At 68.0% G+C, this 19,470-nt stretch carries 23 protein-coding genes; 11 read left to right on the top strand and 12 right to left on the bottom strand.

From position 1 onward, the window contains the following. Positions 1-125: 125 nt before the first annotated feature. Positions 126-914: a DsbA family protein gene (locus NBRGI_RS01255; protein ID WP_029892393.1), complete on the bottom strand. Its 789-nt coding sequence runs from the start codon at positions 912-914 to the stop codon at positions 126-128. A 166-nt stretch (positions 915-1,080) separates the two neighbouring features. Here NBRGI_RS01255 and NBRGI_RS01250 point away from each other — a divergent pair, with 166 nt between their 5' ends. Both NBRGI_RS01250 and NBRGI_RS01245 read left to right on the top strand, forming a co-directional pair. Beyond that, positions 1,081-1,479 carry an NUDIX hydrolase gene (locus tag NBRGI_RS01250; protein WP_029892392.1) on the top strand — a complete coding sequence of 133 codons (399 nt, stop codon included), beginning with the start codon at positions 1,081-1,083 and terminating at the stop codon, positions 1,477-1,479. Between the two features lie 97 nt (positions 1,480-1,576). After that, a complete protein-coding gene (locus tag NBRGI_RS01245) occupies positions 1,577-2,296 on the top strand; it encodes a haloacid dehalogenase type II (protein ID WP_029892391.1) in 720 nt (239 codons plus the stop codon). 380 nt (positions 2,297-2,676) lie between these two features. Here NBRGI_RS01245 and NBRGI_RS01240 read toward each other — a convergent pair whose 3' ends face one another. The 8 genes from NBRGI_RS01240 to NBRGI_RS01205 all read right to left on the bottom strand — a co-directional run bounded on the left by NBRGI_RS01240 (position 2,677) and on the right by NBRGI_RS01205 (position 8,107). Continuing rightward, positions 2,677-2,886 carry a hypothetical protein gene (locus tag NBRGI_RS01240; protein WP_029892390.1) on the bottom strand — a complete coding sequence of 70 codons (210 nt, stop codon included), beginning with the start codon at positions 2,884-2,886 and terminating at the stop codon, positions 2,677-2,679. Positions 2,887-3,111: 225 nt separating this feature from the next. Continuing rightward, on the bottom strand, positions 3,112-3,642 hold the full coding sequence (locus NBRGI_RS01235; protein WP_029892389.1) for an O-acetyl-ADP-ribose deacetylase: 531 nt from the start codon (positions 3,640-3,642) through the stop codon (positions 3,112-3,114). 39 nt (positions 3,643-3,681) lie between these two features. Further along, positions 3,682-4,140 carry an SRPBCC family protein gene (locus NBRGI_RS01230; RefSeq protein ID WP_029892388.1) on the bottom strand — a complete coding sequence of 153 codons (459 nt, stop codon included), beginning with the start codon at positions 4,138-4,140 and terminating at the stop codon, positions 3,682-3,684. Positions 4,141-4,201: 61 nt separating this feature from the next. After that, entirely contained in the window at positions 4,202-5,038 is an 837-nt protein-coding gene (locus tag NBRGI_RS01225) for a MerR family transcriptional regulator (protein ID WP_051727396.1), read from the bottom strand. A 51-nt stretch (positions 5,039-5,089) separates the two neighbouring features. Next, entirely contained in the window at positions 5,090-5,581 is a 492-nt protein-coding gene (locus tag NBRGI_RS01220) for a VOC family protein (RefSeq protein ID WP_029892386.1), read from the bottom strand. 33 nt (positions 5,582-5,614) lie between these two features. After that, the gene (bla, locus tag NBRGI_RS01215; protein ID WP_200882102.1) at positions 5,615-6,508 is read right to left on the bottom strand and encodes a class A beta-lactamase; all 894 of its coding nucleotides are present in this window, start codon (positions 6,506-6,508) and stop codon (positions 5,615-5,617) included. A gap of 16 nt (positions 6,509-6,524) precedes the next feature. Then, on the bottom strand, positions 6,525-7,262 hold the full coding sequence (locus NBRGI_RS01210) for an LGFP repeat-containing protein (protein ID WP_029892384.1): 738 nt from the start codon (positions 7,260-7,262) through the stop codon (positions 6,525-6,527). A gap of 98 nt (positions 7,263-7,360) precedes the next feature. After that, positions 7,361-8,107, bottom strand: a complete 747-nt coding sequence (locus tag NBRGI_RS01205; RefSeq protein WP_014984245.1) for an LGFP repeat-containing protein — start codon at positions 8,105-8,107, stop codon at positions 7,361-7,363. Between the two features lie 109 nt (positions 8,108-8,216). On the opposite strand from NBRGI_RS01205, the gene NBRGI_RS01200 reads away from it, so the two are divergent. Beyond that, positions 8,217-9,236 carry an NADP-dependent oxidoreductase gene (locus tag NBRGI_RS01200; protein WP_029892382.1) on the top strand — a complete coding sequence of 340 codons (1,020 nt, stop codon included), beginning with the start codon at positions 8,217-8,219 and terminating at the stop codon, positions 9,234-9,236. A gap of 50 nt (positions 9,237-9,286) precedes the next feature. Here NBRGI_RS01200 and NBRGI_RS01195 read toward each other — a convergent pair whose 3' ends face one another. Continuing rightward, positions 9,287-10,786: a flavin-containing monooxygenase gene (locus NBRGI_RS01195; protein ID WP_051727395.1), complete on the bottom strand. Its 1,500-nt coding sequence runs from the start codon at positions 10,784-10,786 to the stop codon at positions 9,287-9,289. 194 nt (positions 10,787-10,980) lie between these two features. Between NBRGI_RS01195 and NBRGI_RS01190 the strand changes: the two genes are divergently transcribed. The 7 genes from NBRGI_RS01190 to NBRGI_RS01160 all read left to right on the top strand — a co-directional run bounded on the left by NBRGI_RS01190 (position 10,981) and on the right by NBRGI_RS01160 (position 17,835). Next, positions 10,981-11,883 (top strand): LysR family transcriptional regulator, encoded by a 903-nt coding sequence (locus NBRGI_RS01190; RefSeq protein ID WP_029892380.1) that lies wholly within the window; start codon positions 10,981-10,983, stop codon positions 11,881-11,883. A 391-nt stretch (positions 11,884-12,274) separates the two neighbouring features. Further along, a complete protein-coding gene (locus tag NBRGI_RS01185) occupies positions 12,275-12,553 on the top strand; it encodes a hypothetical protein (RefSeq protein WP_029892379.1) in 279 nt (92 codons plus the stop codon). 198 nt (positions 12,554-12,751) lie between these two features. Continuing rightward, a complete protein-coding gene (locus tag NBRGI_RS01180) occupies positions 12,752-14,584 on the top strand; it encodes a thiamine pyrophosphate-binding protein (RefSeq protein ID WP_029892378.1) in 1,833 nt (610 codons plus the stop codon). Further along, positions 14,581-15,237 carry a hypothetical protein gene (locus NBRGI_RS01175; protein WP_029892377.1) on the top strand — a complete coding sequence of 219 codons (657 nt, stop codon included), beginning with the start codon at positions 14,581-14,583 and terminating at the stop codon, positions 15,235-15,237. Before NBRGI_RS01180 ends, NBRGI_RS01175 begins: the two co-directional genes overlap by 4 nt. Continuing rightward, positions 15,237-16,259 carry a 3-oxoacyl-ACP synthase III family protein gene (locus NBRGI_RS01170; RefSeq protein WP_081877865.1) on the top strand — a complete coding sequence of 341 codons (1,023 nt, stop codon included), beginning with the start codon at positions 15,237-15,239 and terminating at the stop codon, positions 16,257-16,259. The genes NBRGI_RS01175 and NBRGI_RS01170 overlap by 1 nt, the downstream gene beginning before the upstream one ends. Positions 16,260-16,270: 11 nt before the next feature. Beyond that, a complete protein-coding gene (locus NBRGI_RS01165) occupies positions 16,271-17,263 on the top strand; it encodes a pyridoxal phosphate-dependent aminotransferase (RefSeq protein WP_029892375.1) in 993 nt (330 codons plus the stop codon). A gap of 35 nt (positions 17,264-17,298) precedes the next feature. Continuing rightward, on the top strand, positions 17,299-17,835 hold the full coding sequence (locus NBRGI_RS01160) for a MarR family winged helix-turn-helix transcriptional regulator (protein ID WP_228833606.1): 537 nt from the start codon (positions 17,299-17,301) through the stop codon (positions 17,833-17,835). Positions 17,836-17,839: 4 nt separating this feature from the next. On the opposite strand, the gene NBRGI_RS01155 is transcribed toward NBRGI_RS01160, so the two are convergent. Further along, on the bottom strand, positions 17,840-18,334 hold the full coding sequence (locus NBRGI_RS01155; protein ID WP_029892373.1) for a phosphoribosyltransferase: 495 nt from the start codon (positions 18,332-18,334) through the stop codon (positions 17,840-17,842). A gap of 347 nt (positions 18,335-18,681) precedes the next feature. On the opposite strand from NBRGI_RS01155, the gene NBRGI_RS01150 reads away from it, so the two are divergent. Continuing rightward, positions 18,682-19,056, top strand: a complete 375-nt coding sequence (locus NBRGI_RS01150; RefSeq protein WP_029892372.1) for a hypothetical protein — start codon at positions 18,682-18,684, stop codon at positions 19,054-19,056. Here NBRGI_RS01150 and NBRGI_RS43265 read toward each other — a convergent pair. Beyond that, a complete protein-coding gene (locus NBRGI_RS43265) occupies positions 19,053-19,409 on the bottom strand; it encodes a hypothetical protein (protein ID WP_029892371.1) in 357 nt (118 codons plus the stop codon). The two genes, NBRGI_RS01150 and NBRGI_RS43265, sit on opposite strands and share 4 nt — an antisense overlap. Between the last annotated feature and the right edge of the window lie 61 nt (positions 19,410-19,470).

The following is a 19,470-nucleotide window of genomic DNA, read 5'->3' as shown; positions in this document are numbered from 1 at the left end:
ACTGGCCCCCACTGCGTCAGCGTCGCGAAGAGCGACGATGCAGTGATAGTCGGGCAGGCGTGCGGCCTTGTTACGCAGGGCTTTCGATACCCACCGGTCTGCTGCGGCCTGGATGTGGGATGTGCTCAGCGGAGGGTGGGGGCGAGGCCGTTGGGGGTGAAGAGTTGTTTGGGGTCGGCTACGGGGTGGTTGTTGATCAGGACGGTGGGGGTGGAGCGGATGCCACCGTCGATGATCTCCTTGGATTTGGTGCGCAGGTAGGTGTCGTAGCGGCGGTCGGTGATGCATTGGGCCACAGCGGATTCGGTGTAGCCGGCACCCTGGGCGATCGCGATCAGTTCGGTGTCGGGCAGGCCGGCGCCGCCTTCGGCGGGCTGCTGCTCGAACATGGTGGCCAGCCAACCCTGGAACTTCGCCGGGTCGGCTTCGGCGACACAGTAGGCCGCGTTGCCCGCGCGCGAGGAGTACTGGGTGGTGGAGGCGCGGTCGAGGAACGAGATGATGTTGTACTCGATCAGCGCGGAACCGCGGGTCGCGGCGTCCTCCAGTGCGGTGGCGTTGGCCTGCTCGAACGCCTGGCAGGCCGGGCATTGCAGGTCGGCGACCACCTGGACGACGTTCTTCGCGGCGGGATCCCCGATCTGGATGGCGCCGTTGGCGGTGACATTGGCGGGGGTCGCGGCGAGCGGCTGCTGTTCGGCGGCGGGCTGCTGGCCGGTCGCCGGCTGCTGCCCCTGCGGCGCCGCGACCGCGGTGCCGACGAAGTCCCGGCTCAGGTCCTGCGCCACGATCACGACGCTGACCCCGGAAATGACGGCGAACAGCAGGGCGCCCGCGACCATGCAGGCCAGCACCGTGCGATTGCGGTCCCCGCTCGGCGGCAGGCTGGGCCACCCACTCCGACTGGTGTTCATCGTTCCCCCATGCCTTTCGCCGATCGAACAGGTTCGCTCCGACACATTAGTGTCGCCGACCGCGTTTCGTATCGCCGACCGGCGAATAGCACTCGGCGCGCGGATGATCGGCGGCTTGTGCATATTCGGTTGACCCGTCACCGGAGCGGAAAAGTAGGGTGGTCCGGTGATTCGGACAGCTGCGTTGGCCCACGTCAGGGATCGTCGTCTGCTGCAGACGCGATCGATCGGCAAGGAAGTCTTCTACATGGCGGGCGGGAAGATCGATCCCGGGGAAACGCCCGTCGGCGCGTTGCACCGCGAGGTGCGTGAGGAACTCGGCGTCGGCGTCGTGTCCTGCGACGAACTCGGTGTGTTCGAGGCAGAGGCCTACGGTCATGCGGCCGGCACCCAACTGCATATGACGTGCTTCACCGCTGAGCTGGACGGCGAGCCCCGGCCCACCAGCGAAATCGCCGAGCTGCGTTATTTCACCGTGAGCGAGTACGCGGCGATGGATCACGTCGCACCCGGCTCGATGCTGGTGTTCCGCAAGTTGCACGAGCTGGGCGTCGTCGACTGGTAGGTCCGTGAGAACTGCGCGAAGCCGCTTCCGCGCTACGCTCGGCTGCGAGGTGCGGTGCATGCCGAGCTGCGGCGCCGCCCACTCGAAGGGAGTCCGAATGTCCGGGTTCGATCGGGATGCGGTGCAGGTGATCCTGTGCGACATCTTCGGCACCACGGTGGATTGGTTCAGCGGGGTCAGCGGGCAGGCGGCGGAGATCTTCGCGGCGGCCGGGGTGCGGCTCGACGCAGAGTCGTTCGCCAACGACTGGCGGGATATGTATCTGCCTGCGATGCAACGGGTTCGGACGGGCGAGCGGCCGTGGGCCTATCTCGACACGTTGCACCGTGAGTCGCTGGACAGTCTGCTGGAGCGGCACGGCGTCGTCCTCGATGACGACGCTCGCGCCCGGCTGGTCCGAGCCTGGCACCTGCTGCCCGCCTGGCCTGACGCGGCAGCCGGACTGGCCCGGTTGCGGACCCGCTATACCGTCGCGGCGCTGTCCAACGGCGGGATGGCGTTGCTCACCCGTCTGGTGAAAGACGCTGCGCTGCCGTTCGATTGCATCCTGTCCGCGGAGTTGGCCCGGTCCTACAAGCCGGCACCGGAGGTGTATCGCACCGCGACGGCGTTACTCGATGTCGACCCCGATCGGGTTCTGATGGTCGCGACCCACGGTTGGGACATCGACGGCGCGCGAGCGGCGGGCTTGCGCACCGCGTTCGTCGAACGTCCGGGGGAGAAGGGCCCGCATCGGCAGGCCGACCGCCCGGCGGACACCGTCCGCGACCTGACGGCGTCCGACTTCCTTCAGCTCGCCGAAATCCTCGGCTGCTGAGCATTTTTCGCGGAACAGCTCAGAACAGCGACTGCTTGTCCGCCGCGACGAAGAATCCGTGCCGGCCTGACTGCACTGATGCCCGCCTCCGATGACGTGCACGCAGTTCCCCTTCGTCGGCGGCGCAGGTGTTCCCGCCGCATCCGGACTGCGCTGCGGTGACACCCCCGCACCGCACTCGCCGCGCTGGAGGTGCCCGCGCTGCTCGACTTCGAACTGTCCGTACATCCGGCCGCACCACCCACCGCAGCCAGCGGAGCGAAAAGGCGGTACCTCGCCCGACGAGGGCGTAGCACGCGACGGTGTCGCCGCTGTGCACCGGTTGACAGCGGGTGGCCCTGCACCGAGGGCTCGGGCGGGTGCCCCGTGCGGTATCGGGGTCAGCCGCAGAACAATGGCTGCAGCGGAGTCAACAGCGGGCTCACGGGGCCGTTCTTCCCGCCGGTGATCTCGATCAGAAACACCGCGGGCCAGGTGAAAGCCGAGCACAGCAGCGAGGGCGGCGGCGGGGAGGCCTGAGCCGGAGCCGCCGCTACCAACGTCGACGCCATGATCGCCCCGGCAACGCCCGAGACCAGCAACTTTCGCATACGTGTTCCTTCCTTCCAAGGGCGGACCTGCGGACGGGAGACGCCATGCTCGCAGGTGAAATGCTCTAGCGAACCACTGTTCAAATAGAGAACACTGATCGCAGATAGCTGAATAGTAGCTGCCTGGTGCTTGGGCTGACAACTGGTGCGGGCAACACCGAAAGGCCGACCGGGCTCGGTGGGGCTCTGATGCGAACCCGCCTGCCGGGTCGGCGCGCGAACCGCCTACCCCACGGCGGCGGCGAACGCTTCGTACCCGCGTTCGTCGAACAGCACGAAATGTGCCTCTCGCACGGTGGTTTTCGTGCTGCGCACGGTGTCGACGGCGATTCGGGCGCCATCGTCGAGGGGCCAGCCGAAGGCGCCGGTGGAGATGGCGGGGAAGGCGATGGATCGGGCGCCGAGTTGGTCTGCGACGCGGAGGGATTCGCGGTAGCAGGAGGCGAGGAGGGCGGAGCGGTCTGCGGTGGGTGACCAGATCGGGCCGACTGTGTGGATGACCCAGCGGGCGCAGAGGCGGCCGGCGGTGGTGGCGACGGCTTGTCCGACGGACAGGCCCTGCTGGTATCGGGTGGCGCGTAACTCGCGGCAGGCGGCGAGGATCTCGGGGCCGCCCGCCGCGTGGATCGCTCCGTCGACCCCGCCGCCGCCGAGCAGGGAAGAGTTGGCCGCGTTGACGATCGCATCGACGGACTGCCGGGTGATGTCCCCGCGCAGTAGCACGATGCCGGCGGTCCGGTGCGATTCAGCGGTCATGGGGTCGACGGTAGCGGGTGTGCCGAGAAATGTTCCGGTTCAGGACTTCTCGGCGAGTTCGGCGAGGCGATCGACGGACGCCAGGAGCTTGTCCGAAGTGGTGGCGCGGGCCCGGACCAACCGCTTCTCGTCGGTCAGTTGCGACCAGTCGTACGTGTGCGTCACCCGGGTGCGTGCGTCATCGAGCGGTTCGATCTCCCAGCGCCACAGGTGTCCCGGCGGCTGCTGCCCGACTTCGGATGGGCGCCAAGCGATTCGGCGTCCCTCCTCGAATTCCACCACGTGGTTCTCCCGCACGGCCCCTATGGTGAGCGTCATGGTGAACACGTCCCCGACCGCACGCACCCGCTGACCGGTCGGCGCTTCGGCCAGATTCTCGTTCCCGTCCCAGCGCGGCTGCTGCGCCGGGTCGGCGATCAACTCGAAGATCGTGTCCGCCTGCGCGGCGACCTCCCGGCTCGCCCGTACCACCTGCGCGACATCATCGGTCTCTGTCATGCTTGCGATCGAAACATCTCCGCACCCATCCCGCACCCCAAAACGTCCGCACCAGCCCACTTCAATCCCAAGTAGTCGTCTCCGGCTCGACTCCGTGCACCCGGGCGTTCGCGAACACCACGTCGCGCAACCACAACGTGAGTTCGGGGGCCATGGCGTCGTGGTATTCGGCGTAGCCGGGTTCGTCGACGAACATGCGGGCGATGCAGACGTGGCGGGCGTGGGGACAGTCGAAGTAGCGCGACAGTAGGGCGCGGTGACGTTCGGCGAGGGTGTTGGCGGCGTCGGAACCGGGGGCGATCTCGGCGAGTTTCGCCGCGGCCAGGTCGGCGTACAGCTGCTCGGTTTCGGCGGCGATTTCGCGCCAGTCGTCCGCGGACCGGTGCGCGGCGCGTTCGGCGTATTGCGCCCACTGCGGGCTGTCGCCCCAGCGTTGTCCGGCCTGCTCGACCCATTCGCTGCGCCACTGGTCGCCGAAGATCTCGACCTGCTGCTGCGGTGTCAACCGGATGCCGGATCGGAAGGATTCCAGCATCCGATCGACCGCGCCGACCATCTCTTGCAGGCGAGCGATCCGGTCGACCAACTGGGATCGTTGACTGCGCAGGTGATCGCGCGCGTCGGTGGCGGGGTCGTCGAGGACTCGGGCGATATCGGCGAGCGGCAGCCCGATCTCCCGGTAGACGAGCACACGATGGATCCGCGCGATGTCCTCGGCGGAGTACAGCCGGTAGCCGGCCCAGGTCCGGCCGCTCGGCTGGACCAGGCCGATCACATCCCAGTGGTGCAGCGTGCGCACACTGATCCCGACGAGCGCGGCGGTCCGGCCGACGGTGGCGCCGTCCGGGTCGATCGGCTCGCCCGTCCCGGTCGGTGCGTCGCGGGCCCCTCGTGTCATCAGGTCAGTATCGCGCACCGCTACCACCTCCGGTCGCCGACGAAGCCCCGGTCACGCCTCCGGCACCGGGAATCCGACGGCCCGCAGCGCGTCCGCTTGCGGACTGCGCGGGTCGATCGGCCGCGCCGCCGTCATCACGACATGCGCACGCTCCGGAGTGATCACCGTCAGTTCGAGGGCGTTCCACGGCATCTCCCGGGGACCACTGGTGGAGCCGGGCACGAGTGCTTCGCAGCGGCTCGCGACCTCGTCGATCTGACTCGGTACGCAAGCGAAGTCGACGCGCATGGCGGGCGCGGCGTCGGCCGGCTCCCCGGCGACCAGCAGCACATCTTGAAATGCCCAGCGCCGCAGGTGGATCAGCTGTCCGGGGATCGTGAAGATGTCGATGAACCCGAGCCCGCGCAGCCAGAAGTCCTTGGAAGCGGCGAAATCGGCGGTCGGCACGGTGATGAACATCGGCATGCCGTAGTAACTGCGGTAGACCTCGGGTGCGACCGCGTCGAGTGCGGGCACCGGAACCGGGCTGATGTATTCGTTCATGCCCTGATCGTCGAGCCTCACGCGACGTAAGGGTCAAGCCAACGTGCTCGCCACGTACGCGGCAGCCTCGGCGAGCAAAGCTTGGTCGTATTCCGCATCCGCGGTCGCCTTGCTGGACATGAGGGACAGGACCAGCGGCGCACGGTCCGGCGGCCACGCGATGGCGATATCGTTGAGCGTGCCGTACTCGCCGGTGCCGGTCTTGTCGGCCACCTTCCAGCCCTGCGGCACTCCCGCTCGGACGCGCACCGCACCCGCACCGGTCGCGTTGCGCTCCAAGAGATCTCGCAGGAACGCGCGCTTGTCCTCGGGCAACGCGTCGCCGAGCACGATCCGCTGGTAGTCGGTGCCGAGCGCGCGCGGTGAGCTGGTGTCGCGCGGATCGCCGGGCGTCGCCTCGGTGATCGCGGGTTCGATCCGGTCCATCCGGGTGACCGGATCGCCGAGCCCGCGCAAGTAGGCCGTCAGTTCCGCGGGCCCGCCGATGTCGCGCAGCAGCAGGTTGCCCGCCGTGCCGTCGCTGTATCGCACGGCGGCGTCGCACAGGTCGCGGATCGTCATGCCGGTGGCGACATGGCGCGGCGTGATCGCGGCATTCTTCGTCAGGTCCTCTTCGGTGTACCGAATCACAGTGTCCAAGTGCGACAACGGGTTTCGCTGCAACACCGCGGCGGCGGCCAGTCCTTTGAAGGTGGAACAGAACGCGAACCGCTCGTCTGCCCGGTGCGCGATGGTCGCACCGCTCGCGGTGTCGAGGGCGTAGACACCCAAGCGCGCGTCGAACTTTCGTTCCAACTCGAAGAGCCGGTCGTGCCGTGCCTGCGCAGTCGGCGCGGAAGCCGTTGTCGCGCTTGTCGAACAGGCGGCCAGTGGTAGCAGTGCGGTCGCGCCGAGCAGTGTGCGGCGGCCGAAGCGCTTGTCACCCAAGGTCATCCGAGGAATGCTACGGCTGCCAGGTGATGCGACCGCCTTCGAAATCCTGGGCTTTGCCGCCCTCGTAGTCGTATTCGTCGCCGGTGGGGTAGCCGTAGGCGCCGTTGGCCCCGGCCCGGGATTCCCAGGTGAGCCGGATCGCGCCCCAGACCGCGTGGGCGCCGGTCTTCTGCGACCAGTAGATGGCGCCGTCGTTGAACAGGTTGTAGCGGCCGTTGTTCTTGGCGGCCGCCTCGTCGGTGATCGGGAAGCCGAGCGGGCTGTTCTCCGAACCGAGCGAGTTCCACTTGTCTCGGATCACGCCGCCGAGCTGGTGCGCCGCGGTGCCCACCGACCAGTAGATCGAACCGCCCTGGAAATGGCTGAAGCTGCCCGCTTTCACCGGTGTCTGCTCCACCCGGGTCACCGGGTAGCGCAGTGCGCCGGACTCCGCGCCGAGGCCCCGCCACTTCTCCAGGATCGGACCCCCGATCTGGTGCGCGCCGACCTCGGCGTTCCAGTAGATGGCGGCGTTGCGCTCGAAGTCCTGGTACTTGCCGCCGTTCGCGGCGTCGGCCTCGGGCGTGGTCGGGTCGCCGAGTGCCGCGTTACCGCCGGCCGCGTCGTATTCGACCTCGATCGCGCCGCCGACCTCGAACGGTCCGATCGGCCGGGCGTGCGCGACGCCCGCGGTGAGCGCTACCGCGAGCACCGCGGTGGCGAGTGCGGTCGAGCGTGATCCGGGCAGAATCCGGTACAGGCGTGCCAATGAAACTCCTCGGTCAGGCGATCCTCGGTGACGAGACAGCGTCGCCGAGGATGATGACACGCCGCGACCGCGTCGAACCCGCCGACCCGGCGGTGCGCTCAGGGCTGCCAGGTGATACGTCCTCCTTCGAAGTCCTGGGCCTTTCCGCCCTGGTAGTCGTATTCGTCGCTGGTGGGGTAGCCGTACCCGCCGTTCGCGCCCGCCCGTGCTTCCCACGTGGTGCGGATCGCGCCCCAGACGACGTGCGCGCCGTATTTCGGGGACCAGTAGATGGCGCCGTCGTTGAACAGGTTGTAGCGGCCGTTGTTCTTGGCGGCCGCCTCGTCGGTGATCGGGAAGCCGAGCGGGCTGTTCTCCCAGCCGTAGGCGGCCCACTTGTCCCGGATGGCACCGCCGATCTGGTGGGCGGCCGTGCCGACGGACCAGTAGATGGACCCGCCCTGGAAGTGGTTGTAGCGCCCCGGCTTCGACGGGGTCGACTCTTCCCTGGTCACGGGGTAGCCGAGGACGCCGTTCTCCCAGCCCAGGTTGCCCCATTTGTCGCGGATCGCGCCGCCGACCGCGTTCGCGCCGGTGCTGGGATGCCAGTAGATGGAGGCGTTGCGTTCGAAGGCCTGGAATTTCCCGCCGCGGCCCGCGTCGGACTCCGGGGTGACCGGATCGCCGAACACGGCGCCGCCGCCCGCCTGGTCGTATTCGACCTCGATCGCGCCGCCGACATCGAACGGCCCGATCGGCCGGGCGCCCGCCGGGCCGGCCGTGAGCAGTGCCGCGAGCGCGGTGGCGGTGGCCGCGGTCAGTGCGACGCGGCCGTGTGGGCGAGGGGTGCGAGATAGGCGTGCCAAAAGAACTCCCGGGGTGCTGGTGAGTACGAGACAACGGTGTCGCGCAATCCGACACCAGCCCTATCGGCGGTACCGGCGAGGTCGTTAGCCGAGGACTAGGCTTGGCCGCATGGTCGAGTCGACGCGAATCGTGCTTGCATCCCGGCCGGTGGGCGCGCCCACCCCCGCGGACTTCCGTTTCGAAACCGCGGAACTGCCACCGCTCGAGGACGGGCAGGTGCTGCTGCGAACGTTGTACCTGTCGCTCGATCCCTATATGCGCGGGCGTATGAGCGACGCGGAGTCCTATGCGAAGCCGGTCGAGCTCGGCCAGGTGATGGTCGGCGCCACGGTCGCGGAGGTGCTCGAATCGCGCGACTCCGGGTTCGCGAAGGGCGATGTGGTGCTGGCCTACTCGGGTTGGCAGAGCGCCGATGTGGCGTCCGCGTCGACCCTGCGCAAGCTCGATCCGGACAAGGCCCCGATCTCCACCGCGCTCGGCGTGCTCGGCATGCCGGGCTTCACCGCCTACTCCGGACTGTTGAAGATCGGTCAACCGCAGCCCGGAGAGACGCTCGTGGTCGCCGCGGCGACCGGGCCGGTCGGCGCCACGGTCGGGCAGCTCGCCAAGATCAAGGGTGTGCGCGCGATCGGTATCGCGGGCGGGCCCGAGAAGTGCGCGGCTCTGCGTGCGGAGCTGGGCTTCGACGTCGCCCTCGATCACCGCGCCCCCGACTTCGCCGAGCAACTGCGGGCGGCGGTTCCCGACGGCATCGACATCTATTTCGAGAACGTCGGCGGTCACGTCGCGGACGCGGTGTACCCGCTGCTGAATACCTATGCGCGCGTGCCGGTTTGCGGCATGATCGCGAACTACAACGCGAGCGGCCGGCCGGACGGTCCCGATCGCTTCCCGTCTTTCTACGCCCGCATCCTCACCAAGAGCTTGACCGTCCGCGGCTTCATCCAGACCGAGTTCGTCCGCGAGCTGTATCCCGATTTCCTGCGGGATGTCTCCGGCTGGATCGCCGAGGGACGCCTCCGCTACCTCGAGGATGTCGTCGAGGGGCTGGACAACGCGCCCGAGGCTTTCATCGGGCTGCTCGAAGGGCGCAACTTCGGCAAGCTCGTGGTGAAAGTCGCCGACTAGCGCCTACGGGATAAACGGGCCGACGCGGCGCATGTGGTCGGGTCTGCGGACTACGAGGCCACCAGGGCCGGGGCGTCGGCCGCGCCGAACTTCAGCACGAGATCTTCCAGGTCGACCGTGCTGGTCATTTTCTGGAAGCTCGCGAGGCTTCCGGGCCATTTCGTGACGACCTTGCCCGCCATGCCCAGGCGATACCAGCTGTGGCACGCGCCGGCCTCCCAGACGGAGTCTGCCATTGCGCTGTCGACCCAATTGTTGAAGCTCTGCTCAGCCCGCTGCGACGGCTGGACGGAGACGGCGCCGCTCTCGTCGACGAGCTGGAGGTACTGCATGATCATCTTCATCTGCGCCTCGATGACCGCGATGATGGACCCACTCGCCTGGGTGTGCGGACCGGTCACGAGGAAGAGGTTGGGGAACCCCGCGACGACGGTGCCCTTGTACGCATGTGGCGCTTCGCGCCACGCATCCTTCTTCAGCGACCGCGCGGATTCACCGTGGAACTCTGTCCCGGCGTACATGTCGGTCGCGGTGAAGCCGGTCGCGAGCACGACCACGTCGGCGTCCCATTCGCGCCCGTCGTCGGTCACCACGCCGGTCGCGGTCATAGCCGAGATCCCGGCCGACCAGACGGTGGTTCTACGGTCGGCGAGGGCGGGGTAGAACGTGCTGGAGATGACCGGCCGGCGACAGCCGAACCGGTACGACGGTGTCAGGAGGTTACGCAGGCCGGGATCGACGATCTCCGACTCCATGTAGTCACGCCACTGTCCTTCGATCGCGGCGAGCTGGGCCTCGTCCATGACCGCCTGTGTTTGCGCCTCGACATTGAACCTGTGTTCGGCGTCCGCGCGGATCGCTGCTATCCGCTCCGGTTCGTCCCGGAACCGTGCCTGCGCCTCGGCGTCGTAGAACTGTTCGTCCTTCGGCATCACGTAGGGCGGGGTGCGGATCACCGCCAGCACGCTCTCGGCCACGTCGACGGCATAAGGGAGAACCTGCGCGGCACTGGCGCTCGCACCGACGACCACCACGCGCCGACCTTCCAGACGGACTCGCTCATCCCATTCCGCCGTGTGGATCACCTCGCCGCGAAACGTCTCGCGCCCCGGAAGATCAGGAATGCGCGGGGTGCTGAGTGAACCACTTGCCATGACCAGGAACCGGCACGACAGCGACGCGCCCGCAGCGGTACGCAGGTTCCACACACCGGCGAGCTCCTCCCAACTCGCCGACACCAGAGCGGTGTTGAACCGGATACGGTCCCGGACTCCCAGATCGTCGGCCACTTTGTCGATGTAGGCGAGGATCTCGTACCACGGCGCGTAGCTGCGCGTCCACGTCGGGTTCGGCGCGAACGAGAGGCTGTAGAAATGTGCCGGGACGTCACAGGCCGCATTGGGGTAGCGGTTGTCCCGCCACACCCCGCCCAGTTCGGCGGCACGCTCGAGGATGACGAAGTCGCCGCGGCCCTGCTCCAGGAGGTCGTGGGCAGCGCAGATTCCGCCGAAACCCCCACCGACAACGACGGTTTCGTGGTACTCGATCATGGTTTCACTCCACATCAGTTCTGACACAGCGGTTGTCGTGCATGCGGGAATCCGCTCACCCCGCTTCGAGTCGGCGACGTCCGGCTCGTCTGTACACAGACTCCACGCCGCCGAGTGGGCGCGTCCAAAGCTTGTTTCGCATCCCGTGATGCGTTCCAGGCATCACGGCCGCGAGTGGGCTATCTTGCGGTGTTGTGGACACAGCCAACGCGGTACCGTCGGCCGAGTTCGAACTCCGACTGGTCCGTTACTTCACGGTGGTCGCCGAGCAGCAGCACTTCGCCCGTGCTGCGGCACTGCTGCACATCACCCAGCCGACCCTGAGCCGTCAGATCCGGACCCTCGAGCAGCGCGTCGGAGCTCGGCTGCTCGACCGCGACCGGCAGGGCACTCGCCTGACCCCCGCCGGGGCCGCGTTCCTGCCCCACGCCGAGCAACTGCTGGCGCTCGCGGCAATGGCTGCGGCGGACGCCCGTGCGGCCGCAGTGCCACATCAACTCATCGTCGGCCACACGCGCGGGCTGATCATTACGCCGGCGGTACGACACCTGCGCCACCACCACACCGAGGCCGAGGTGCACACACTGCACCTGGAATTGGCGGAGGTGCGGACGGCCCTGATCAGCCGCCGTGTGGACGCTGTCGTGACGCGGCTGCCGTTCGCCACCGACGGACTGCGGGTCACCGTCCTGCACCACGAGCCCCGCGTGCTGCTCGTCGCCCGGTTCCACCGGCTGGCCGGCCGGGCATCAGTCACCCTCGACGACATCGCGACTGAGCCGGTGCCGAGGTTGCCCGCTGCCGAGTGGGACTCGTTCTGGCGTGTCGACCCCCGTCCCGACGGCACGCCGGCACCCGACGGGCCGCTGGTCAGCCACATCGAGGACCTATTCGAGTCGATCGCGTCCGGGCAGGTGGTCGCCATCGTGCCCGCCGGGTTGCGCGGCGAGGGCACCCGGCCGGACCTGACCTCGATCCCGCTGCACGGGGTCGAGCCATGTCAGGTGGTGCTCGCCACCCGCGCCGGGGATAGCGCACACCTGGTAGCCGCGTTTCGCCGGTCCGCCCAGGCCCTCCTGGCCGCGGCGAGCCCCTAGCCGGCGGGTGTCGCGCGGGATGACATAGATCCCGTTCTGAAATACGCGAAGTAGCAGTCATCCGGGTTCGGCGAGTTTTTCCGCTCGCGTTTGTGGGTCGTCCTCGGGTCAGATCACGGTCTTGCTTCGGTGTGTCGAATTTTCGGTGTGTCGCAGACCACGTGTGATCTTGGTGAGGTTCAATTGCGCAGGTCACGAGTTTTTCCGGCGACGAGCGGAAAGCGGGAGCGACATGGCACGAGTCCGTAGCGGCAGATAGCTCCGTCGTGCCAGTGGTGTCGGCGAATTCTGTGCCGGCGCATTTCTTCGGTTGGTCGAATCGCGCACGGCTGCGCGATTTCCTCGTGTCCGGACCCACCTCAGCCTGCGAAAAGGAGCAACGAACGTGAGCATGATTCTGGCCGCGCTACACGATACCGTTCTTGCGGAGGTCAGCAATCCGACTCCGGAGGCGCCGCCGCTGGCGGACAAGTTGATGCAAATGGGCCGCTACTTCACCTGGCTCGTGCAACTGTCCGGCATCACCGCCATCACCTACGGCGGCGGCCGGTTCGCGTGGGAGAAGTGGAGCGGCGGCGGTTTGCAGTCGCCCAAGATGATCGCCAGTGCGATGGCCGGCGGTGCGGTGGCAACGAGTGCGGGCACCATCATGAACTCTGTTATCGGCTGACCTCGTACCGATTTCGATCACCGGCTCGGCGAGTGGATCTCGTTGAGCCGGACTCAGCTGGCACCTGCACAACGCCCGTCGGGCAGCCGCACAACAACTGGACGTTTGATCAAAACTGTTGTGCCGCAATCTGATTCCGCTTGGAATATGACCCGGATCACATTGTGACACGCAACTGTCCCAGATACATTGTGTGCGATGAATCGTACGCGATCTATCTCGGAGACGAACGGCCTCGCCGTCGAATGCCGGAAAACGGTCGCCGACCGCATCATCGAGCTGATCGCCGCGCACACCGATCATGTTTTCGGGGTCGGCGGCGCGAACATCGAGGACGTCTACGACGCGCTGGCCCGCAGCGCCGCGCCGCTCACCGGCGTCGTCGCGAAACACGAGTTCGGTGCCGCGACCATGGCAGACGGCTATGCCCGCACCACCGACCGGCTAGGGGTCGTGGTCGCGACGTCCGGCGGCGGTGCCCTGAATCTCGTTGCCGCGCTGGGCGAATCGTTCGATTCGCGGATACCGGTGCTGGCGCTGGTCGGCCAGCCGCCGCGCCCGCTCGAAGGCCACGGCGCCTTCCAGGACACCGGTGGCGGCCACGGCCGAATCGACGCCGAACGCCTGTTCGGCACCGTCGCACGAGTCTGCCTGCGCCTGGACCGAGCCGAGGGCGTCACCGAGGTCGTCACCCGAGCGATCGAAGCCGCGCAGGCGGGCGGTCCGGCAGTCCTGCTGCTCCCGAAAGACATTCAGGCACAGCAGGCACCCGTCGAAGACGCATGGCCGATCGACCCCGGGCCGGGGCCGCTCGACCGCGCTGCCGGCGAACCACGCGAAACCGGTGCGAAGCGGGGTGAAGGCGATGCGCAGCGTGCCGGCGCGGGGCTGCCCCGGGGCGCAGTGCCCGCCGCTCGTGGTTGCCCGCCGCTCGACTCCGAGCCGCAGGGCGATTGCAGTGAAGGCGCGGCGCAAAGGGGCGCGGCGCGGCGGGTGCGTACGGGTGGGTGGCGCACCGTGATCATCGCGGGACCGGAGGTTGCCCGGGCCGATGCGCGGGCGGAATTGATCGCTGCCGCAGTGGTATTGGGGGCGGCGGTGGCGGTGACGCCCGACGCGAAGGACACCTTCCCCAACGGGCATGCGCACTTTGCGGGGATCGCGGGGGCCATGGGGCATCCGCGGGTGGCGGAGCTACTGGCTGAAGCGGAGTTGTGTGTCGTGGTCGGCACTCCGCTGCCCATGCTCGCCAGGGCCGGGCTCGAGGCCGCGCTCGCCGCGTGCCCGCGGGTTTGGCATATAGGTACCGATCGCGCCTTCGTGCGTACCGACGCATGGCTGTGTGGCCCACTGCGGACCCGGTTGGCGGAGCTGGCCGCGTCGGCGGCGACCGACGTGGTACCTCGGGAGCCGATCATGGCTGCGCCGCTGCGGGTTCCGCATGCCGCGGGCCCAGGCGTGCGCTACCGCGACGCCGTCGACGCGATCGCCGCACGCCTGTCGCCGGGCACCGACGTGGTGGTCGACGCGGGCAACACCGGCGCGGCCGCGGTCCATCACCTGCCGGTGCCACCGGGCGGCCGCTTCGTGATCGCGTTGGGCATGGGCGGTATGGGCTATGCGTTCGGCGCGGGCATCGGCAGCGCGCTGGGCCGGCGGCGGCGCACGTTCGTCCTCGCCGGGGACGGCGCCTACTTCATGCACGGTCACGAGGTGCACACCGCGGTCGAGTACCACGCGCCGGTCACGTTCGTGATCTTCAACAACAACGCGCACGCCATGTGCGTCACCCGCGAACAGCTCTACTACTCCGGCGATTACACCTACAACAGGTTCGGGCCCGCGCGCATCGGCGCGGCGGTGGCCGCCATGTTCCCGCATCTCCCGGCCTATTCCGCGGACACCCGGGCCGAGTTCGAGGCGGCACTGGACACGACCGCCACCGCGACCGGGCCGGTCTTTCTCGAAATCCGCTGCGACCCAGACGAAATCCCACCCTTCGCCCCCTTCCTGAAGGAGCTCTACGCATGACCGAACCCGCCGCCGCGCCGCTCGAGGTCCCGGATGTCGAAGTGCCAGGCGTCTATCGGATCGAGAACATCAGCGTCAAAGAGGGCATGCCGATCGTCCTGGACATGACCCGCGCGGTGTACCCGCACGATGAGGTCTACGGCCAGTTCTGCACCGTCAACGAGTACGTCGACGCCCCGCCCGACGAGGTGTTCGAGTACCTGTCCGATACCCGCAGCCTGTGCGAATGGACCTACAGCATGCGGGGTTTCGAGCGCACCGCCGAACCGGACCTGTGGGTGTCCGACGATCGGATCGGCGAGCACACCCGCATCTACACCCGCACGGTCGCCAACGCCGCGGCCCGCACTGTCGACTATCACTGTGCCTGGGACCAATCCGAGCACCTCTGGATGATCTATCTGATGCGCGTGCTCGACGCGCAGGTGGTGCTGAACAAGCCGGGGTCGGTGGTCGTGTGGACCAACTGTCACCACCCGTTCTACGACGAGAACGGCTACCCGGACACCGCGCCGCCGGACCGCCCGGTCTGGGTCGGGGATTTCTGGAATCTCTTCTACGCGGGCCACCTGCTGGAACTGCGGAACCTGAAAGCGATCTGCGAGCACCGGCACGCCAAAGGCGAGCCGGTCAAGCCGAAATGGATGCACTGATGGGCACGACGACCGAGACCGTAAGCCTGGCAGACGTTTCCAGCTACCTGCCGAAGAACCGGGTCACCGCGGACTATTTCGCCCGCTACGCCGATCCCGCGGACAACACCTCGAACGCGATGTTCAAGTCCCCGCCGTTGCGGCATCACATCGCGCCCGGCGAGACGCCGGCCGATATGGCGGAACAGGCGATCGCCCCGATGCTCGAACGCCGGGGCAGCGAATTCCTCAGCGAGATCGACGTTCTCATCGTGCACACGCAGATCCCCGAGCTCGGCATCGTCGGTAACGGGGGAGAGGTCGCCGCGCGGCTCGGGCTCACCCCGGAGTGGCTGATCGACCTGCACAACGGCGGGTGTGCGGCGTTCGTCTACGCGATGAAGATCGCCAGGCAGCTCTTGCTGAGCAGTGCCGCGCGTTCGGCGCTGATCGTCACCGTGCAGAACGCGGCCGGTCAGATCTTCACCCAGGAGCAGGTGCGGTCCAAGCCGCAGGCCGCCATCCCCGGAGACGGAGCGGGCGTCGGTCTGCTGGTGAAGTCCGGCGAGTCACCTATTCTCGACGTGGAAGCCCGGCACCTGCCGGAGTACGCGGGCCAGATGACGGTGCTCGCGGATCCGCCGCGTAAATACTGGGAGGCGGGCCCGGGCCAGATGCATGTCGGCTTCACCGAGTCGAAGATCGCGAAAGTCCTCGCCCGGGGTAATCGCATCGTGCCGGAGGTGGCACACGCGGTATGCGGGCGGATCGGCGTGCGGGCCGACGAGCTGGACCTGCTGGTGACGAACCAGCCGAACCGGGCCTTCTTGCGCAATTGGCGTGACGCACTGCAACTTCCGGTCGACCGGCACCCCGACACGTTCGACGAGTGCGGCAACCTGTTCGCCGCGGGCATCCCGGTGACCCTCGATCACGCGGTGCGCGCCGGAAGAGTCCCCGCCGGATCACTGGTGCTGCTCGCGGGTTTCGCACATGCCGGGGATTTCGCGGCGGCCGCCGCGGTGCGCTGGGGCGGACGCTGAGGCCGCGGCTGATGCACGCCGTCCATCGCGGCCACCGGCTGTCCTTGAATGAAAACCCGTATGGCCCACTGCCTTCGGTGCGGCAGGCGCTGACCGGGGCGCTCGGCGCGGCGAACCGGTATCCGGAGTTCCTGCCGCGCCGGCTGCCCGAGCTGATCGCGGCGCGGCTCGGCTGCCCGCCGGAGCAGGTGGTGGTCGGCGCGGGCGCGACCGGCGTGATCATGCACATCGTGCAGGAGTTCGTGCCGCCGGGCGCGAAGGTGGTGCTGGCGACGCCCACCTTCGACGGCTACCCGCTGCTGACCACGACGGTCGGCGGCCGGGTGGTGGAAGTCCCCTTGACACCAACGGGGCACCAGGATCTGCTCGCGCTGGCCGAAGCCGTCGACGAGCGGACGGCCGTCGTCGTGTTGTGCAGTCCGCACAATCCGACCGGAACCGCGATCCGCCACGCGGAACTGACGGAGTTCCTAGAACGTACCGCTCGGTCGGTCGTGGTGGTTTTCGATGAGGCCTACGTCGATTTCGTGCGGCCGAGCGAGCGGGTGCGCACCGCCGAGTTGCTCGCGCGCCATCCCAACCTGATCGTGCTGCGCACCTTCTCCAAGGCGTACGGTCTGGCCGCGCTGCGGGTCGGTTACGCGCTCGGCTCGGTGCCGATCATGGCCCGAATCCGGCGCTGGCAGTTGCCTTTCGGCATGACCGCCCTGGCCGAGGCGGGCGTGCGCGCCTGCTACGCCGCGGAGGCGGAACTGGCGGTGCGCACCGCGACGATCACCCGCGAGTGCGGCAGGCTCACGGCGGGGCTGCGCGAACTGGGCTATCAGGTGCCGGCCAGTAGCGCGAACTTCGTCTATCTCACCGGTTGCGATTCGCTCGAACTCGACCGGCTGCGTGTAGGTTTCGCCGGGGCCGGGATCCAGGTGAAACACTGCGCCGCCGGCATCCGGATCACGGTGGGCGACACCGCGGCAACCGAGGCGGTGATCGCGGCCGCACGGTGAGAAATTCCCTGTCCACCATGCGTACAGTGCAGGGTATGTTCGAACAAGCGCATCCCACCGCAGCGGTGCGTGTCGATCCGGCCGCACCACACGGCACCGTCGCAACCGCCGGGGATCCCGACCACGACCTGCTCTCGCTGACGAACCAGCTGTGTTTCGCCCTGTACTCGACCTCGCGCGCGATGACCGCGGCCTACCGGCCGTTCCTCGACGCGATGCACATCACGTATCCGCAGTACCTCGCGCTGCTCGCGCTGTGGGAGCGGCCCGGGATGACCATGAAGGAACTGGGCGAACAGCTACGCCTCGACTACGGCACCGTGTCGCCGCTGATCCAGCGACTACAGGCGCACGGTTTCGTGGAGAGCGTGCGCAGCGCGCACGACCGCCGCTCGGTCGAACTGCGCGCGACCGAGGCGGGTATCGCGCTGCAGCGCCAGGCCCGGGAAATGATCGAGTCCGTGATGGCCTCGGTCGGCTACCCCCTCGACACCCTCATTGCCCTGCGGGACCAGGTCAACGCGCTCGGCGAACGGCTCGACGCGCTGACCGGCGAGCGCAAGGAACGGTAGCCGCTCAGGCGTCGAGCACCTTGACCTGCCGCTGCACCACCGGCGGCTCGGTCGACCACGGGAAGTTGATCCAGCGATCGGTGTGCTTCCACACGTATTCGCAGTCGACCTCCGAGCGCGGCTTCTGATAGATCACCGCGCACCGCACCTCGGCGACGTGGTGTTCGCAGAAGTCGCGCACCAGCTTCAGCGTGGCCCCGGTGTCGGCGACGTCGTCGGCGACCAGCACGGTGGCGCCGGCCAGGTCCACGGCCTGCGGCACCGGCGGCAGCATCACCGGCATATCGAGTCGCTGGTCGATGCCGGTGTAGAACTCGACGTTCATCACGTGCAGGTTCTTCACGTCCAGCGCGTAACCGAGCGCGCCGGCCACGAACAACCCGCCGCGCGCGATCGAGAGGATCAGATCGGGCTCGAACCCGTCGTCCGCGATCGTGGTCGCCAATTCCCGACTCGCCGAACCGAACAGTTCCCAGGTCAGCACTTCCCGATCCGCCATGGATCCTCCATCTCCCTCGTCGCGACTGCGCACCGAGCATACGAGGGGCGTACGGTGTGTCCGCCCGCACGGTCCGCGTTCGGTACGGCCACACACCGGTGCGTCGGCGGTGCTCGCCGCTCAGGCGGATTCCGAGAAGAAAGCCCTTTACCCGATTCGGGGCTTCGCCGAACGGCATGACGTATTCCCGCCATGTCTTTTCCGCCGGAATTGTGTCCGGCTTTTCCGGGCGTGCCGCTACGTGGACGACACCCGTTTGAAATCGGGCAAAACGTTTGTGGCTTCGGCTAGGTTCGCGCTATCGGGTCGCACCTCGGCCCCTTTCCTGCCTCCCATGCACTAGAGAAATGAGGATTGTCATGCGCCTGTCCCCGGTCCGGATCGCGGTCCTCGCAGTCTTGTTCATCGCGGCGGTAGCCGGCCTGACCTCCGTGGCCGCGATCGCGGGCGCCGAGGAACCGTGGACCTACGTGTGCGACGACATCGAGGAGCCGGAACAAGTGGGGGCGGTCGGCACCGGGAACTGTCAGGCGCACAACGGCGCTCCGGAGTCCGGGCCGATCAAGCAGAAGTTCAAGCTGCACCAGCGCGGCGTGGCGCCGAAGCCGGAGATGATCGCGGTCTGCGAAGGCGCGAGCAAGGAGGCCTTCGGCGAGGCGGCGTTGCGGTCGAAGGTCGACGGATTCGGTTGCTACGTCTACGAAGGCGCGCTGGGCGGCTAGTCCCGGCGGCGATCCTGCCACGAGTCGTGCAGCCCGCGCATCGCGCGCAGACCGGCGACGGACAGATCGGGCCACGGCGGGCGGCGCAGTAACGCGAGTGTCGTGATCACCGCCGCCGCCAGTCCGATGAATTCGCCCAGCAGCGCGAGACGGGTGGTATCCACGACGGGCTCCCATTTCACCTGGCCGTCGTGCACGACGAAAATACCGAGCGGCGCGGCCGCGCGGGGACCGCCGCCGGGCCGGACGACAGTGACGATCGTCGACCCGTCGGCGGTTTCATAGGGTTCGCCATAAACCCGTGTTTCCTGCGCGTCCGGCGTGAACCGGCGAATGACCCTGTCGCTTTTCATGTTTCCCCCGCCTGCGGTCGGTTGATCAGCCCACCGTACCCGCCGGACGCGCCTCGGGTCG

The organism is Nocardia brasiliensis IFM 10847, from assembly GCF_000710915.1.
Lineage (GTDB): Bacteria > Actinomycetota > Actinomycetes > Mycobacteriales > Mycobacteriaceae > Nocardia > Nocardia brasiliensis_A.
This window is presented reverse-complemented; position numbering and strand designations above follow the sequence as displayed.

Excerpts from the sequence above, each read along its gene's own strand:
- NBRGI_RS01195 (WP_051727395.1), bottom strand. The coding sequence starts at position 10,786 with ATGATCGAGTACCACGAAACCGTCGTTGTCGGTGGGGGTTTCGGCGGA.
- NBRGI_RS01180 (WP_029892378.1), top strand. The coding sequence starts at position 12,752 with ATGAATCGTACGCGATCTATCTCGGAGACGAACGGCCTCGCCGTCGAA.
- NBRGI_RS01175 (WP_029892377.1), top strand. The coding sequence starts at position 14,581 with ATGACCGAACCCGCCGCCGCGCCGCTCGAGGTCCCGGATGTCGAAGTG.
- NBRGI_RS01155 (WP_029892373.1), bottom strand. The coding sequence starts at position 18,334 with ATGGCGGATCGGGAAGTGCTGACCTGGGAACTGTTCGGTTCGGCGAGT.
- NBRGI_RS43265 (WP_029892371.1), bottom strand. The coding sequence starts at position 19,409 with ATGAAAAGCGACAGGGTCATTCGCCGGTTCACGCCGGACGCGCAGGAA.
- NBRGI_RS01170 (WP_081877865.1), top strand. The coding sequence starts at position 15,237 with ATGGGCACGACGACCGAGACCGTAAGCCTGGCAGACGTTTCCAGCTAC.
- NBRGI_RS01255 (WP_029892393.1), bottom strand. The coding sequence starts at position 914 with ATGAACACCAGTCGGAGTGGGTGGCCCAGCCTGCCGCCGAGCGGGGAC.
- NBRGI_RS01225 (WP_051727396.1), bottom strand. The coding sequence starts at position 5,038 with ATGACACGAGGGGCCCGCGACGCACCGACCGGGACGGGCGAGCCGATC.
- NBRGI_RS01185 (WP_029892379.1), top strand. The coding sequence starts at position 12,275 with ATGATTCTGGCCGCGCTACACGATACCGTTCTTGCGGAGGTCAGCAAT.
- NBRGI_RS01235 (WP_029892389.1), bottom strand. The coding sequence starts at position 3,642 with ATGACCGCTGAATCGCACCGGACCGCCGGCATCGTGCTACTGCGCGGG.
- NBRGI_RS01150 (WP_029892372.1), top strand. The coding sequence starts at position 18,682 with ATGAGGATTGTCATGCGCCTGTCCCCGGTCCGGATCGCGGTCCTCGCA.
- NBRGI_RS01165 (WP_029892375.1), top strand. The coding sequence starts at position 16,271 with ATGCACGCCGTCCATCGCGGCCACCGGCTGTCCTTGAATGAAAACCCG.
- NBRGI_RS01200 (WP_029892382.1), top strand. The coding sequence starts at position 8,217 with ATGGTCGAGTCGACGCGAATCGTGCTTGCATCCCGGCCGGTGGGCGCG.
- NBRGI_RS01160 (WP_228833606.1), top strand. The coding sequence starts at position 17,299 with ATGTTCGAACAAGCGCATCCCACCGCAGCGGTGCGTGTCGATCCGGCC.
- NBRGI_RS01240 (WP_029892390.1), bottom strand. The coding sequence starts at position 2,886 with ATGCGAAAGTTGCTGGTCTCGGGCGTTGCCGGGGCGATCATGGCGTCG.
- NBRGI_RS01220 (WP_029892386.1), bottom strand. The coding sequence starts at position 5,581 with ATGAACGAATACATCAGCCCGGTTCCGGTGCCCGCACTCGACGCGGTC.
- NBRGI_RS01245 (WP_029892391.1), top strand. The coding sequence starts at position 1,577 with ATGTCCGGGTTCGATCGGGATGCGGTGCAGGTGATCCTGTGCGACATC.
- NBRGI_RS01230 (WP_029892388.1), bottom strand. The coding sequence starts at position 4,140 with ATGACAGAGACCGATGATGTCGCGCAGGTGGTACGGGCGAGCCGGGAG.